This window comes from Microcoleus sp. S28C3 (assembly GCF_036700785.1).
Classification (GTDB): domain Bacteria; phylum Cyanobacteriota; class Cyanobacteriia; order Cyanobacteriales; family Microcoleaceae; genus Microcoleus; species Microcoleus asticus.
Genome location: NZ_JAUBPO010000062.1, coordinates 13,805 through 29,490 on the forward strand (window position 1 = coordinate 13,805; position 15,686 = coordinate 29,490).

Genomic DNA, 15,686 nt, shown 5'->3' on the forward strand with positions numbered 1-15,686 from the left:
CTGACTACCATATATCGTTAATTTAACAGGAGTTAGGCTCGCATGGACTTAAAGCAAAGGTTAGCTGATTTAGAAAAACGCATAAAAACTAATTATCAAAAACTCGCTAAGTTCCAAGAGAGGCTTGACTTCGCAGCAGGCGTTGCGGAACAGTATGATATTGAATGTCGCATTCGGAAGATTAGAGAAACTATACGCGATTCTCAGACTGAGTATTGGGGACTGCTGGTGCAAGAAGCATACACTTGTGAATTGGCAGAAGTGGATGCGAGTAATGCCATCATTGAGGTTGTGCCGAAAGTTGAACAAATTGTGAACAAATCCAGTGCCAACTATCCCGATGACTTGATGCGGAAGTTGCAGGAGATTCTCGACACGCTAAATGAACAGCATACACCTGCCGCAGCTAAGCTGATAGCTGCTCTGCCTCTTATACCTGGGATTCTGTCTTGTGAGATGGAACTTGGTACAGAAATATCGTTGACAAGCGTATTTGAGGGAATTAAAAAACTCTTAAAAAAAAAACAGTACCACTAGACTCACCAGTTCCACGCACACTACCAGAAATTGAGCCGGGTAGTCCTCAATTAATTTCCCCAGAAGCATCAGTTGTACGCTCACAACTTTATCAGGCGATTGAGCAACCAGGGGCATTAATATGCGTAAAAACTTCCAGACACAGGGACACAATCTATTTAATAGCCAATGAAATTATCAAGGAGCACACTCCGAAAGACTATGAAGCAGTTGGCGTGAACTTTCAGTGGGCAAACGCTGCTTTAACCAACTCAGATCAGTTATGGCAGTGGTTCTGCACCAAAATTACCAGGAAACTTAAGCTAAAAAATACACTACCTGAGTCTTGGGAGGGAGTAACACCGAGCAACAACTGTAGTAACTACTTTGAAACATACCTGTTACCGAAAATCCCAACTGCCCTTGTTTTGGTCTTGTATAACGTGGAATGGATTCTTGAACATCAAGCGATCGCAAACGACTTTGTTAGATTGCTGGTATTTTGGCATAATAATGCTGCGAACAACGATAGTTGGAAGAAACTACGGCTGGTAATTGTGCATTCTCAAGATATCAGAACCAATCGGGAGTTTAATGTAGGATTTGTGATTGATTTTCCAGAAGCCGAAACGGGACAATAATGTTTCGATTCGGTAGGATTTGTATCAAGAGTATTTTCACAGTTAGTGGAGGATTAATAGATGTACATATTATCAGGAAATTTGCCCCCTAATTCCCCCACCTATGTCGAGCGGGATGCAGATGAAAACTTGTATCAAGCCTTGGAAGATGGGCAGTTTTGTTATGTCCTGAGTTCGCGACAAACTGGCAAATCAAGTTTGAAAGTCAGAACAATGCAACGGTTGCCAGCAGAAAAATTTGATTGTATTAATATTGACCTTAATAATATCGGCACGGATATCACGATAGAGCAATGGTACGCAGGAGTTATTGATTGTCTGGCAAAAGGTATAAATCTCCCTGATTTTAATTCAAAGACATGGTGCAATCTTCATAGTCAACTGTCGCCGGTGAATCGATTGAGTAAATTTATTGAAGAAAAATTGGTTCCTCATTCCAAAAATATTGTCATTTTTGTAGATGAAATCGACTCGGTTCTCAGTGATAGTCTGAAGGGCAAGCTAGATGATTTTTTCGCATTGATTCGAAGTTGTTACAACCAACGGGCTAGTCAATCAGAATTCCAGCGTATAACTTTCGTGCTGTTAGGGGTAGCCACTCCCTCAGATTTGATCGCCGATCCAAACATCACTCCGTTTAATATTGGTACGGCGATTGAGCTTAAGGGCTTTCATCGAGATGAAGCTAGACCTTTGCTTCAGGGATTAGAGGGGAGAGTTAGCAATCCGCAGGCGGTGCTGCAAGAAGTCTTAAATTGGACAGGTGGGCAACCTTTTCTTACCCAAAAACTTTGCGATCTTATTGTACAAAATGGTATCGGGGTATCGGGAGTAGGAGGGTTGGTGCAACAGTGGATCGTCCAAAACTGGGAATACCAGGATAACCCGCAGCATTTGAAGACTATACGCAAGCGTATTGTTCCCGGTCGCTATGACCCCGATTTCATTGTTCACACTATCTCCAGTCTGCAAAGTGTACATCAATTACTAAAGCTATATGAGCAAATATTATATAATGATGAAATCCCTGCTGATGACAGTTATGAACAACAAGAATTGCTGTTATCAGGGTTAGTTATAAAATCGCAGAAAAACTTAAGAGTTTACAATCTGATTTATCCACTAATTTTTAATTATAAATGGATTAAAAATCAGCTAAGCTGGGTTGAAGAGCAGATAGCTTTAGTGAAAGCCGATCAATTTAATCAGATGTTCAGTAAACGACCTTACCGGACGAAAATAGAGGAATGGCTTACTAATAATCGACCCCAATCCAAACTGTTGACTGGAAAAGATTTAAAGGAGGCACTCGAATGGGGTAAGGATAAGACATTAACCTCAGAAGACGAGGAATTTATAAATGCCAGCCTAAAATGGAAATATCAAAAAAAACGGAAGTTAAAGTTATGGATTTTTAGGGTAATTTTATTGCTTTTGCTTGTGGGTATAGGTCGGTCTGGCTACTGGCTTTGGTGGCATATTAAAGATGTGAATGAGCCATTGAGCGAAGGTGAGCGGACTCTCTTTAAGGGTATTGAAAATTCCAATCGAGATAAAGGTATTGAAGCTTTAAAAAAAAATAATTATGAAGAAGCTTATAGGTTTTTTGACAAAGCGACAAAAGCCGATCGTAAAGATCCAGAAATAGAAATTTATTTCAATAATGCCAAAGCCTTGAAAGAGCAGAAATCAGGAAACAAGGAAAAGAAAGAATTAGTCACTCTTGCAGTAGTTGTACCTCTGGATACTAAAGACGAAATCGCTCAGGAAATCTTGCGAGGAGTTGCACAAGCACAATATAAGTTCAACGACAAAAAACAGAATCGGTTCTTGAAGATTCTAATAGCTAAGGATGGGAATGACCCCAATCAAGCAAAAAAAGTTGCTAAAAAGCTAATAGAAAACCAAGATATTATGGGAGTGATTGGACACAATACCAGTAAAGTTACGGAAGCTGCACTACGTGAGTATCAAACAGGTAAGCTAGCTCTAATCTCCCCCACTAGCACTAGCACTACACTCCCTAGCACTACGCTCACTAGCGCTAAACCGGAGAGTCAGGTTTTTTTCAGAACCGTGCCAAACGACACAGAAACTGCTAAAAAATTAGCGAGTTATGCTATAAACAACAACTACAAAAAAGTTGGTATTTGCAATAACCCTAAGAGTACATATAGTGGGAGCATAACAAAGGCGTTTAAAGACTCTTTTGAAAAAGAAGATAGAGAAGTTGTAGGAGATCCGATTGATTTGACATATCCTGCACTGGATGCTTCTGGCGTAGTTGCAACAATGCTTAATAATCAAGCTAATGCTTCTGTATTGTTGCCAGACACAGAGAGTATTTCTGTGGCAATTGAAATTGCCAGCGCCCAGGAAAAACTAAGCCAGTCTGGAACCAAAAAGCTACAGCTACTCGGAGGGGATGCTTTGTACAATCCACAGATTTTAGAAGGCGGAAAGGCTGTTGAAGGTTTGGTTTTAGCTGTACCTTGGTTTCGAGATCAAAAAAATTCAAAAACATTTGCTGCTGAAGCTAAGAAAAGATGGGAAGGGGATGTTAGCTGGCGCACAGCAACCAGTTATGATGCGACTCAAGCTTTAATTAAAGCTCTGCCTGTGGATAAAAAACCCTCCCGCGATGCTGTATTGAAAAACCTCCAATCTATTAATCTTACACCAAATGAAACTTCAGGAAGTCCACTAAGTTTTGTTAACGGTGAGCGCCAAGGCCAAAAACCAGTTCTCGTCAAGGTATTTAAAGGTAGTAATGGCCTCGATTTTAAACTGGAGAATGAGTGATAATTCCCGGCGATTGAAATTGCGGTTATACATACAAAGTCCGCGCAACACGAGACTAATAAATTTCTTAGTCCGCGTCGGCAAACTTCGTTTGTATAGTAGCGGTTTCAACCGCCGAGCGATTTTGATATTAGATAGATTGCTGGTATTTTTCCAGCAACTCCGGGATGTAATCGTAGCCGTCAACACCGATCGCCGGAATGATGTTTGCTCGACTTCTAGCCAAAGATTCTTTAAAAGATTCTGCCCCCATTTGACCCCGCAAAATAATCAGCAAACCCGCCGATTGGCGCCACTCCGCTGCCCCAATTTGCTCCAAAGTATACATCGCCAAACTGCCAGCGAATATCGCTTGTTCTAGTGCGTTGATTCTGTAATAAGCTTGAGCCAAATAAGCCAAATTCAGACCTTGCAAATACAAGTCGCCCGAAAATTGGGCAGCTTGCCAACCTTTTAGCAAATATTCGATCGCACCTTCAGCATTTTCCAGGGCAATTTTCGCGATACCGAGACTGCTGGAACAAAAAGCTTGACTTTGCCTGTCTCCTAATTTTTCCGATAGCAACAAACCTTGTTCCAAATAACCGATCGCACTCTCATAAACCTCCGGTTCCACCTCCTCCAACTGCCGCGCTTGAAACACTTCGCTGTAACCCAAATTAGCCAGGGCATTTGCCTCGCCTTGGCGTTCTCCCGTTTGTCGTGCCATAATTAAAGCCCGCTGGCTGTAATTAATCGCTTCTTGATAATTTTTTTGAGCAACATAGTTGCGGCTGATGTGATTGAGATTGGCAACTTCGCAAGCTTTGTCTCCTTCCAGACGGGCAATTTCCAGCGCTTGCTTGTGCAGCAAGATCGATCGCTCGTAGGCCCCAGCCGCCTGCATCGAATAACCAAGAAGCGTCAGAATCCGAGCTTTCGCTTGAGTGCCTTCAACTCGCCGCAGCGGTTCGTCTAAATAATCCAAAGTATGGCGCAGAGCTTTACCATCAAAGGAAGCAAAAATTCCGCCGTAAAGCGGAAAATATTCTCGCTGAGAAAAAGCGCGCAAAATTTGCAAAGTTACTTGAAAACAAGCATTTGCCAACTGTTCCCCGCTCTTGGTAGAATTATTAAACCCACTAGCTAGCTGACTCCAAATTACAGCAAAAGTAATGTAAGTAGAAATTGAAGCTTTTGTTGACACTTTGGAATCGTAAACTTGCTTGTCAAACCATATCGCTAACGCCCGCTGCAAGCACTGCAAGATAATCGCTAATTCCACCAATCCGCCTAACTCTAAATTCGATTGCTTGGCTGCGAATTGAACAACCGATTCACCCAGCGCAATAGTATTCAAAAGATCCTGGGGAAAGGGACTATTAACTTTTTTTGCCCAAAAAGCCCAAGGCCCATTTTGTTCGGGACTACCGGCAAATCCTAGCTGCTGCGGCTGATAAATCCAGCCGACGAGTTCCGGTTCCAACCGCTGCCAAGATTCTAAACCTTTGGCAATACCGGCGGTGATTTGCTGCAAATCTCGCTCGGTTTCGGGATTGGCAGTTTGCAGCATTTGTTGGTGCAGAGATTTTGCCAATTGCTGCAATTGAGCCAGAGTTAACGGATGTTCTTTATTCGGATCGATTACTTGCAACAATGCCAGGAGGCGGCCGCTAGATTCGGCGGTAAGGATTTGTTGGATTGAGGATGCAATTTCGCGATCTACCCGGTTATCTTTCTGCCAGCGTTCCCATTCTCCTTGGATGGTTTTGAGAGCTCGGAGGGTACGATTTGCCTTTGCTTGTTTGATTTCGTCTTTCTCATTTCTGAGTTGATTTTCTGCGGCATCAAGGCGTTCGCCGAAACAGCGTTCAAAGATTTCGCCGGTACCGGTGCCAATGTCTTGCACCAGCATTTGATAGACTTGTTCTTTAGAGCGAATTTGACCTTTGAGGGTCATTTCGACAATTTTGTCGATTAGGGCTAAGTAGCGATCGCGCAATGAGGTAGATTCTGGCATAATTTATTTTTAGTTAATAACTTTTTATGGACAGCGCTTGCAGCTTGCACCATTTCATGCTGCTATTTAATTTTACAGCTCCTCTGGATTAATGCCCATTGCTCTGAGGCGATCGGCTAATCGATTTGCTCGCTGACTTTCTAATTCTGCTCGCTGACTTTCTAATTCTGCTCGCTGCCTTTCAAACTCCTCTGGAGTCAGAACCCAATCGCCACTGACATCGTACCAACGCAGCCACAACCTCGAACAACCTTGATAACAACCTTCCCACAAACCTATACCTAATTCTAATTCCGGTATCCAGAATCGCGGCTCGGTTAAAACTTGTTCGCGGTAACGATTGCCAATCAAACGAAATACTCTCAGTTGATTGTTGTACCGACTGAAAACAAAGTAGTAAGGAATCTGCAAAATCTGTTCGTAAACTCGCCATTTAGTAGGCGGTTTATTTGGTGTTTCTTCTGTGATTCCTAAATCCTCATCTTCAGTCCCAGGTGACACCAGTTCCACTACTACCAGAGGACTGACATTTTCTTGCCACATCACGTAGCTGAGGCGCAATTCGTCACCTCGATAAAATCTCGGAGCCCCCAATACGACAAACCAATCAGGTCTTTTGTACCAATTGAAATGGTTAGAATCGTAGTAGAGATTGAGGTCTGTCGCTATAAATATTTGTTCTGGTGGATGGTTGGCGGGGCGGCAGGTTAGACGCAGCAGTTCGGGTTGAAATTCGTGAAATTCGTCAGGCAAACCGGGTTCCTCCGGGTCTTCACTGGGTAAATCATACATCGTAGGGAGGACTTTTGTTTGCGAAGGTTGCGAATCCGGTACGTACATCGTCATAAGATTACCCGGGCTAGACGGCTTGAGGAGATTGAAGCGGTACGGCAATTGTAATATTATAGCGGTTTTCCGTTGAATCAGCTAGATGCCTGGTAATTAATAAGCGGTAATTGGTAATGAGTAATTGATTTGAGAGCGCGAGGCTATTTATTTAAATCCCAATCTGAGGCATAATTAGATTGCCGATATTCTCTAGTTTTTTGTGATTTTAAACAGCAATCCTCTATCAAAAAGCAATCCCATCTTAGAAGCACAAGGATTAACTCGCCGCTTTGGTGGTTTAATTGCTGTAAACGATGTATCTTTTACAGTTCAAAAACACGAAATTTTTGGATTGATCGGCCCGAACGGTGCTGGCAAGACCACTCTATTTAATGTAATGACTGGACTGATACCTGCCTCTAGTGGCACTCTGGTTTATCAAAATGAAAATATTTCCCAATTGAAGCCTTATCAAATTGCTAATAAAGGTATTGCCAGAACTTTTCAAAATATTCGGTTGTTTGGGGAACTTTCTGCTGTGGAAAATGTGGCGATCGCCCGACACATCCACAGTCGATCGGGCAATCCAGTTTTATCGGTGCTGGCAGGGATTTTCGGCTTGCCAGCATCTAACGCAATGGAACGCAAAACCCAGCGAAAAGCCTTAGAATTGTTGGATTTAGTCGGATTGGGCGATCGCGCGGGCGAACAAGCCAAAAACTTACCCTACGGCGACCAGAGGCGCTTAGAAATTGCCCGCGCTTTAGCCCTAGAACCGCAAATACTCTTGTTAGATGAACCGGCAGCGGGGATGAATCCCAATGAAAAGCACAAATTAAGCGAATTTATCCGAGAAGTGCGCCAACAATTCAATTTAACTGTAATATTGATCGAGCATCATGTACCGCTAGTTATGGGATTGTGCGATCGGATTGCCGTTTTGCATTTCGGTCAGCTTATTGCCTTGGGCGAGCCTGCTGTTGTGAGAAATGACCCGGCGGTGATTGAGGCTTATTTGGGAGATGAAACTTAGATAAATTGAAATTATGTCATCTTGAGTCGCCGCGTAATTGGAAATCATGTCTACACACACAAAGTCCGGAGGGTGCGCGGACTAAGAATAATAGTTAGTCCTAAATGTATCTGCCAGCCTTCATAGGACTTCAGCTATGAACCTGGCGTAATCGCGGAATGACTGACTCGCAAACTGCTGGAAAAAAAACAGTTTTTTATTAAAAATTAAGTCACACAAAATGCAACATACCCCACCCGAAGTAGCGCAAAATATCCTCTTGGAACTAAAGAATATTTGTGTAAATTACGGAGGAATTCAAGCCCTGCGAAATATTAATTTAACCGTGAATGCGGGGGAGGTTGTCAGTCTCATCGGCGCTAATGGTGCGGGCAAAAGTACCACACTCAGGGCTATTTCCAAAATAGTTAATATAAAGCAAGGACAAATTATTTATACCGGGCGCGATATTACCCGCCGTCAAGCTCACGAAGTTGTAAAATTGGGAATCGCCCACAGTCCAGAAGGGCGGCGGGTTTTGGCGCAGCAAACGGTGTTGAGTAACTTAGAATTAGGGGCGTATATTCGATCGGACTCGGCGGCCGTAAAAGCCGATTTAGAGCGCCAATTTGAGATATTTCCGCGCTTAGCAGAAAGACGCCGCCAGCTAGCAGGAACCCTCAGCGGCGGAGAACAGCAAATGCTGGCGATCGCCCGCGCGCTGATGAGCCGCCCGAAACTGCTATTATTAGACGAGCCTAGTTTAGGCTTAGCACCCGCGATCGTCAAAGAGATTTTCGCAATCATTCAAAACCTCCGTTCCACAGGCGTTACAATCCTCTTAGTCGAACAAAACGCCAGTTTAGCACTGCAAATTGCCGATCGGGGTTACGTACTAGAAGCTGGTAATATTACCCTCACAGGTATTGGAACGGATTTGCTAAACGACGAGCGAGTCAGGAGCGCATATTTAGGTTGACTTGGTTAATTCTTGGAATCTTGACCGCTTTCTTTGAAGCCGTCAAAGACGTTTTTGGCAAACAAAACCTCAAAAAAAGTGACGAATATGTCGTCGCTTGGTCTTTCTCATTTTTTTCAGTCATCTTTTTGATTCCCTGGGTACTTTATACAGGAATTCCGCCATTAAACTCTCAATTTTGGATCGCCCTACTAATCGGAGGTAGCATCAACGCTGTCACAGCCCTCCTCTACATCAAAGCCATCAAACTATCAGATTTATCCCTGACACTACCGCTGGTAGCTTTGACACCATTATTCATGTTGGTAACTTCACCGTTAATGGTCGGTGAATATCCCAAATTTTTTGATTATATTGGCATTTTACTAATCGTAGCAGGCTCTTATTTATTAAATATAAAAGAGAAATCTAAAGGATATTTAGCTCCATTCAAAGCACTGCTGAATGAACCCGGGCCAAAATTGATGTTAATCGTCGCATTTCTATGGAGTATTGCCTCAAATTGTGACAAAATAGGAGTTACAAATTCCTACCCTATTTTTTGGGTATTCTCTTTGTTCGGTACAATGAGTGTTTTGCTACTGCCAGTTTTATTGTACAAAACCCAAAATCCAGGGCGACAAGTTCTCAAACAATTACCAATGCTAGCTGCTATGGGGTTTATCAATGCTACTGGAGTAATTTTTCAAATGCAAGCTTTGACATTAACTTTCGTAGTGCGAGTGATCGCGATTAAGCGTACTAGCGTGTTAATGGGTGTATTGTTCGGTCATTTCATTTTTAAGGAAAAAGATATTAAAGAAAGATTATTAGGGGCCGGAATCATGATTTTGGGAGTTTTATTTATCAGTTTATAGGTTGAGATTTCGGGGACTTTGACGCTCATTCTCCCCCCGAATGTAGGGGCGTTGCCCCCGTGCCCGCCCTCTCTCGGTTGGGCGGGGATGTCTGGGTGAGAAACACGCCCTAGCCTCTATTGATGTATAAGTCATGTTATACTCAAGGCGATCGCACTTTCTCTCACTATTTATTAACATAAAAAAAATTAATGCACAAAATAGCCGCCACACCAGGAGGTTGGAACCCTCAAGCAGAAGGAGTAATTTTTATTCAGCAAACCCCAGCACCAATAGTATTTATTAGTGCTGCTGACACCGACATTCAAACTCTCGCAGCCGCCGCATCCAAAATGCCGGCAGCATTCCCCAAACTGCGCGCAGTAAACCTGCTTCAGTTGCAGCAACAACTAACAATTGACACCTATGCCGAAGAAGTTTTAGAACGCGCAGAGGTCATAATCTTAAGACTGTTAGGAGGGCGTTCTTATTGGTCTTACGGGCTAGAAATTCTGCGAGAAACTGTGCAGAAAACTAACGCATCACTGATTGTAATGCCGGGAGAAGACAGTCCAGATCCCGATTTAATCAGCCATTCAAATGTATCGCTATCAGCAGTAAATCAACTGTGGCGCTACTTTACAGAAGGCGGAGTCCAAAACTTTGTTAACGCACTAAAATTTGCCGCCGATACTTGCTTGAAAACTGCTTACAATCCACCCCTACCTCAAACAGTTTCCCGCGTGGGAATTTATGATTGGACAAATCTTGTGGGGCAGGCATCTTGCCTGCCCTTACAAGAAGATAGCAGGCAAGATGCCTGCTCCACAATACAAAATAAGTTACCCGATAATTTATTAAATTTACCAACTATAGCTAAGGTGGGAATTTTATTTTATCGCGCTCATTATTTATCAGGAAACTTAGCACCCATTGATGCACTTTGTCAAGCTCTATCAGAGCGAAACTTAGTACCGATTCCCGTCTTTGTGTCTTCTCTGCGGGAACCAGATTTGCAAATAGAATTGCTGGAATATTTTCAACCTAAAGAATCCGAACCAATTCAATTATTGATCAACACCACAAGTTTTGCAGTCTCCGGTTTCAGCAGTCAAGAACCGGAACAAAACAGCTTAAAATCCTTAGACGTTCCCGTATTGCAAGCAATCTTCAGCGGTGGCGGTTTGGAACAGTGGGAAACGGAACTTCAGGGACTTTCGCCGCGGGATGTGGCGATGAATGTAGCATTGCCGGAAGTAGACGGAAAAATCATTACTAGGGCTGTTTCTTTTAAAGCGGTACAGACTTGGAACAGCGAACTAGAAACAGATGTAGTAGGCTATGTAGCAGCGGACGATCGCATTCAATTTGTAGCAGATTTAACCGCGAATTGGGTGAAGATGAAACAAACCCCAACCGCCAGCAGACGCATCGCCATAATTCTAGCAAATTACCCTACTCGCAACGCCCGCTTAGCCAACGGGGTCGGCTTAGATACGCCCGCTAGCTGTGTCGAAATCCTCAAAGCTATGCAGCAAGCTGGCTATCAAATTGAAAACATCCCCGCCAGCGGCAACGAGTTAATTGAACTGTTAACTTCGGGCGTGACAAATGACCCGGAAGGACGCGAATTGCGGCCTGTTCATCAATCTTTGGATTTGGCTGAATATGAAGAATATTTTGCTAGTTTGCCGCAGGAAGTACAGGATGGAATTTGTCAAAGATGGGGGCTGGCCGAAGGTCATACACAAGGTAGGGACACGGCATTGCCGTGTCCCTACTTTCCGATTCCGGGGATTCAGTTTGGCAATGTGTTTGTGGGAATTCAACCATCGCGCGGATATGAACTTGACCCCGCGTTAAATTATCACGCCCCAGACTTAGAACCAACTCATAATTATCTAGCTTACTATTACTGGCTGCGAGAAAAATTGGGAATTGACGCTATAATTCATGCTGGAAAACACGGCAATTTAGAATGGCTTCCCGGTAAAAGTATAGCCTTGTCTAACAAATGTTATCCAGAAGTGGCATTAGGCGCGATGCCGAACTTTTATCCGTTTATTGTCAACGATCCGGGGGAAGGTTCCCAAGCAAAAAGACGATCGCAAGCTGTGATTGTTGACCACCTGACACCGCCGATGACTCGCGCCGAACTCTACGGGCCTTTGCAGCAGTTGGAAACCTTAATCGACGAATATTGCGAAGCCCAAAGTTTAGATCCGTCCAGATTACCGATGATTCGCGATCGCATTCTAGCCCTCACCAACAAAGAAAACTTAGATAAAGACTTAGGAATACAACTAAATAAATCGGAATTTACCGAATTTATCACTCGCACAGACGGCTATCTTTGCGAACTCAAAGAATCCCAAATCCGCGACGGATTGCACATTTTCGGTCAGTGTCCCGAAGGTAGACAGTTGAGAGATTTGATAATTGCGATCGCCCGCCATCCCACCAACGGGCGATCGGGCATAACCCGCGCCCTAGCAGAAGACTCAGGCTACGATTTCGATCCCTTAACCTGCGATCCAACGTCGATAATTCAGCACCGCACAGCAGGCGATTTAACAGCAGAACTCGAAGAAAAAGCCGCTGAATTAGTAGATAATTTAATCAAAAACATTCGCGTTTCTCCGCGTTCATCTGCGGTTGCAAATCCAGAAATAGGAGAAGCAACCCAACTAGAATTAGACTGGATAAATAACTATCTTTTACCTTCACTCCTCCAAACAAATCAAGAAATTACAAACCTTTTGCGCGGACTTGATGGGCAGCACATACCAAGCGGCGCATCCGGCGCGCCCACTCGCGGCAGACCAGATGTATTGCCCACAGGTCGCAATTTTTACTCAGTAGATATCCGCGCCATTCCCACAGAAACCGCCTGGAGAGTTGGCAGAGTTGCTGCTGAAACTTTAATCGAAAGATACACCCAAGAAAACGGGGAATATCCGAAAACTTTGGGTTTGTCAGTGTGGGGAACATCCACCATGCGGACGGGGGGAGACGACATCGCCGAAGCCTTGGCGCTGATAGGAGTTCAACCAGTTTGGGATGGCCCTTCGCGCCGGGTTGTAGATTTTGAAATCTTGCCAGTTTCAGTTTTAGGGCGGCCGCGCGTTGATGTTACTTTGCGAATTTCTGGCTTTTTTCGAGATGCTTTTTTTAACTTAATTGATTTGTTTGATAGTGCGGTAAAAGCTGTGGCAGATTTAGATGAACCTGCAGAAAGCAATCCTTTAGCAGCAGAAGTTAAGAAAGAGATTTTGTATTGGGAATCTACAGGTTTGAGTCAGGAAGAGGCGCAAGGGCGATCGCAATTTCGAGTGTTTGGCTCAAAACCGGGTGCTTACGGCGCAGGACTTCAAGGCATAATTGAAGCTCAAAACTGGACAGACGACAGCGATTTAGCAAAAGCTTACATTAATTGGAGCAGTTACGCCTATACAAGTACCCCCCCAACCCCCCCTTATCAAGGGGGGGCTAAATCTAATTCCTCTCCTTTACAACCAGGAGATACCCCCCCAACCTCTCCTTTACAAGGGGGGGCTAATTCCAACTCTTGTCCTCCCCCTTTACAAGGGGGGGTTAGGGGGGGTGAATGGGGATGTTCTGCACCCGAAGCATTTGAAAAACGCCTCGGCAAAATGCAAATAGTTCTGCAAAACCAAGACAACCGCGAACACGACATCCTCGATTCCGATGATTATTATCAATTCCAAGGCGGAATGGCTGCCGCAATTCGCAATTTGCAAGGCAAAAATCCTGAAACTTATTTTGGAGATAATTCAATTCCCGAGAATCCAAAAGTGCGGCAACTGCGAGAAGAAATTGCGCGGGTTTATCGCAGCCGGGCTGTGAATCCCAAATGGATAGAAGGTGCGATGCGACACGGTTATAAAGGTGCTTTTGAAATTGCAGCAACTGTTGATTTTTTGTTTGCTTACGATGCTACGGCAAATTGTGTAGAGGATTTTATGTATGAAGGAATCGCAGAGGCTTACATTTTTGATGAGAAAGTACAGACATTTATTCAAGAAAACAATCCTTGGGCACTGCGAGATATGGCGGAAAGATTGCTAGAAGCTCGTCAGCGGGGGTTATGGCAGAGTGCGAACCAGGATACATTGGATAAATTGAGATCGATCGCCCTGCAAGCCGAAGCAGTCATCGAATCCCATACTGGTTTCTAGTCTGAACGGAGAAATGATAGAATATAGTTAATATGCGAGGAATCCATGTTGCGCGATCTCACCATCCAAAATTATCGCTTTTTTAAAGATTTTCATATCGACGAGCTAGCTAGGGTTAATCTGATAGTCGGTCAAAACAATAGTGGGAAAACAACTTTTTTGGAAGCGATTTATTTATTAGTGAAACAGCAGAATATTCAAGCTGTGTTTGATATACTAAATAGTCGCGGTGAAACGAGCTACATACAGATACAAGGTGCATCTAGTCAAGTAAACCGCATCAAATATCACTTTGAACATATTTTTTACGGACATCAACTAACTCCAGCTAGAAGTATTCACATTCGATCTCAGCAAGAAGAACAACTATCGCTCAAAATTCAAGCAAGTCCTAAAAATGAACAGGTATTAGTTCCCGCAGCCGACGAATTAGAAACAAGATTTTTAGCATGGGAATTAATTGCTTGCTACAACGAGAATGCAAAATTCAAAATTTCACTGTTGCCCAATGCAACTATTTCTAGTTTTGTCTCTCCTCAATCGAGCGAAAAAAATAATAACTATTCATCGCTGGTTGGTACTAATAAAGATAACTTTAATTTAATCAAAACTACGGAAATATCTTTTAAAGAATTGGCTCTGTATTGGGATGCGATTACACTGACCCCAAAAGAAGAAAACGTAGTAGCAGCGTTGCAAATCTTAGAACCAGATGTAGAACGTATTAGTTTTACCAGCAATCCCACTAATTACAGCGGTATTTTGATTAAAATTAGAGGGCAAAATAACCCAGTTCCTCTTGGCAGTATGGGCAATGGTATGCACCGAATTCTTAGTATAGCAATGGCAGCAGTATCGTCAGAAGATGGGTTTTTGTTGGTTGATGAAATTGATACAGGTCTTTACTATCAAACCCAAACTGATATGTGGCGATTGATATTTGAAACAGCACAGCGATTGAACGTTCAAGTCTTTGCAACTACCCACAGTTGGGACTGCATAGCCGCATTTCAAGAAGCCTTAGAACAGTCAGAAGATAGTTCTGTTGGCAAATTATTTCGCTTGAGTCGGCGCGGTGAGGATATTCGTGCAGTTGAATACACTCCCGATGAATTGTCCGTTGCAGTGCGCCAAAGTATCGAGGTGCGCTGATGCCAAAAGCACGAAAACCTCCTCAATCAAAACCTCAACAGTTATTGGTAGAAGGTAAGAATGACCGACACGTAATCTGGGCTTTGTGCCAGCAATATCAACTGCCAGAAACATTTTCCGTCGAAGTACCGCAAGAAGAAGGTAGAGAAGGAGGTACAGAAGGAGTTGAAGCGCTGCTAAAAGGCTTACCAGAAAGATTGAAAGCAGAGGATTTACGCACGTTGGGAATTGTGGTTGATGCCGATCGCAATTTAAGTGCGCGGTGGCAATCTATTAAAGATAAACTGAGTTCGATCGGCTATCGAGACATCCCCCAATCTCCCCCTCCCGAAGGCTGGGTTTGCACACCTTCAGATCCATACTTGCCTCGCGTGGGAGTTTGGTTGATGCCAAACAATCAACTTCCTGGAATGTTAGAAGATTTTGTCGCCTATCTCATCCCCCCTGGCGACACGCTGCATCCGAAAGCCGAAGCAATTTTACAAGAGATCGAACAAGCCGGACTTAACCGCTACACTTTAATTCATCATCCCAAAGCACTAATCCACACTTGGCTGGCATGGCAGAAAACGCCTGCAATGCCGATGGGACAAGCAATAACAGCGCAGGTGCTGAGCTGCGATTGCCCGATCGCCTTAATTTTTATTGAATGGTTAAAACATCTGTTTTAGCTAATTGCTCGATCCGCCGGATAATTAGTAATATCTAGTAATATTTCGCGA

General features: G+C 43.6%; 11 protein-coding genes. 9 read left to right on the forward strand and 2 right to left on the reverse strand.

The window, feature by feature from the left end; all coding sequences use genetic code 11:
* Positions 1-42 precede the first annotated feature (42 nt).
* Genes QUA13_RS18790 through QUA13_RS18800 form a run of 3 tightly spaced genes read left to right on the forward strand, consistent with a single transcriptional unit; the run spans position 43 to position 3,959 of the window.
* Positions 43-537: a hypothetical protein gene (locus tag QUA13_RS18790; RefSeq protein ID WP_333200868.1), complete on the forward strand. Its 495-nt coding sequence runs from the start codon at positions 43-45 to the stop codon at positions 535-537.
* A 53-nt stretch (positions 538-590) separates the two neighbouring features.
* The gene (locus tag QUA13_RS18795; RefSeq protein ID WP_333200910.1) at positions 591-1,157 is read left to right on the forward strand and encodes an AAA-like domain-containing protein; all 567 of its coding nucleotides are present in this window, start codon (positions 591-593) and stop codon (positions 1,155-1,157) included.
* Between the two features lie 60 nt (positions 1,158-1,217).
* Positions 1,218-3,959: an AAA-like domain-containing protein gene (locus QUA13_RS18800; protein WP_333200870.1), complete on the forward strand. Its 2,742-nt coding sequence runs from the start codon at positions 1,218-1,220 to the stop codon at positions 3,957-3,959.
* 130 nt (positions 3,960-4,089) lie between these two features.
* On the opposite strand, the gene QUA13_RS18805 is transcribed toward QUA13_RS18800, so the two are convergent.
* Complete coding sequence (locus tag QUA13_RS18805) at positions 4,090-5,958, reverse strand: tetratricopeptide repeat protein (protein ID WP_333200872.1); 1,869 nt, start codon at positions 5,956-5,958, stop codon at positions 4,090-4,092.
* A 72-nt stretch (positions 5,959-6,030) separates the two neighbouring features.
* Positions 6,031-6,804 carry a Uma2 family endonuclease gene (locus QUA13_RS18810; protein WP_333200874.1) on the reverse strand — a complete coding sequence of 258 codons (774 nt, stop codon included), beginning with the start codon at positions 6,802-6,804 and terminating at the stop codon, positions 6,031-6,033.
* 202 nt (positions 6,805-7,006) lie between these two features.
* On the opposite strand from QUA13_RS18810, the gene QUA13_RS18815 reads away from it, so the two are divergent.
* The 6 genes from QUA13_RS18815 to QUA13_RS18840 all read left to right on the forward strand — a co-directional run bounded on the left by QUA13_RS18815 (position 7,007) and on the right by QUA13_RS18840 (position 15,635).
* Positions 7,007-7,819, forward strand: coding sequence for an ABC transporter ATP-binding protein (locus tag QUA13_RS18815; RefSeq protein ID WP_333200876.1), 813 nt, complete (start codon positions 7,007-7,009; stop codon positions 7,817-7,819).
* Between the two features lie 220 nt (positions 7,820-8,039).
* Positions 8,040-8,777 (forward strand): ABC transporter ATP-binding protein, encoded by a 738-nt coding sequence (locus QUA13_RS18820; RefSeq protein ID WP_333200878.1) that lies wholly within the window; start codon positions 8,040-8,042, stop codon positions 8,775-8,777.
* On the forward strand, positions 8,774-9,634 hold the full coding sequence (locus QUA13_RS18825) for an EamA family transporter (protein WP_333200879.1): 861 nt from the start codon (positions 8,774-8,776) through the stop codon (positions 9,632-9,634). The genes QUA13_RS18820 and QUA13_RS18825 overlap by 4 nt, the downstream gene beginning before the upstream one ends.
* A gap of 191 nt (positions 9,635-9,825) precedes the next feature.
* The gene (cobN, locus tag QUA13_RS18830; RefSeq protein ID WP_333200881.1) at positions 9,826-13,812 is read left to right on the forward strand and encodes a cobaltochelatase subunit CobN; all 3,987 of its coding nucleotides are present in this window, start codon (positions 9,826-9,828) and stop codon (positions 13,810-13,812) included.
* A gap of 45 nt (positions 13,813-13,857) precedes the next feature.
* On the forward strand, positions 13,858-14,964 hold the full coding sequence (locus QUA13_RS18835) for an AAA family ATPase (protein ID WP_333200883.1): 1,107 nt from the start codon (positions 13,858-13,860) through the stop codon (positions 14,962-14,964).
* Positions 14,964-15,635 carry a DUF3226 domain-containing protein gene (locus QUA13_RS18840; protein WP_333200885.1) on the forward strand — a complete coding sequence of 224 codons (672 nt, stop codon included), beginning with the start codon at positions 14,964-14,966 and terminating at the stop codon, positions 15,633-15,635. Before QUA13_RS18835 ends, QUA13_RS18840 begins: the two co-directional genes overlap by 1 nt.
* Positions 15,636-15,686: the final 51 nt, after the last annotated feature.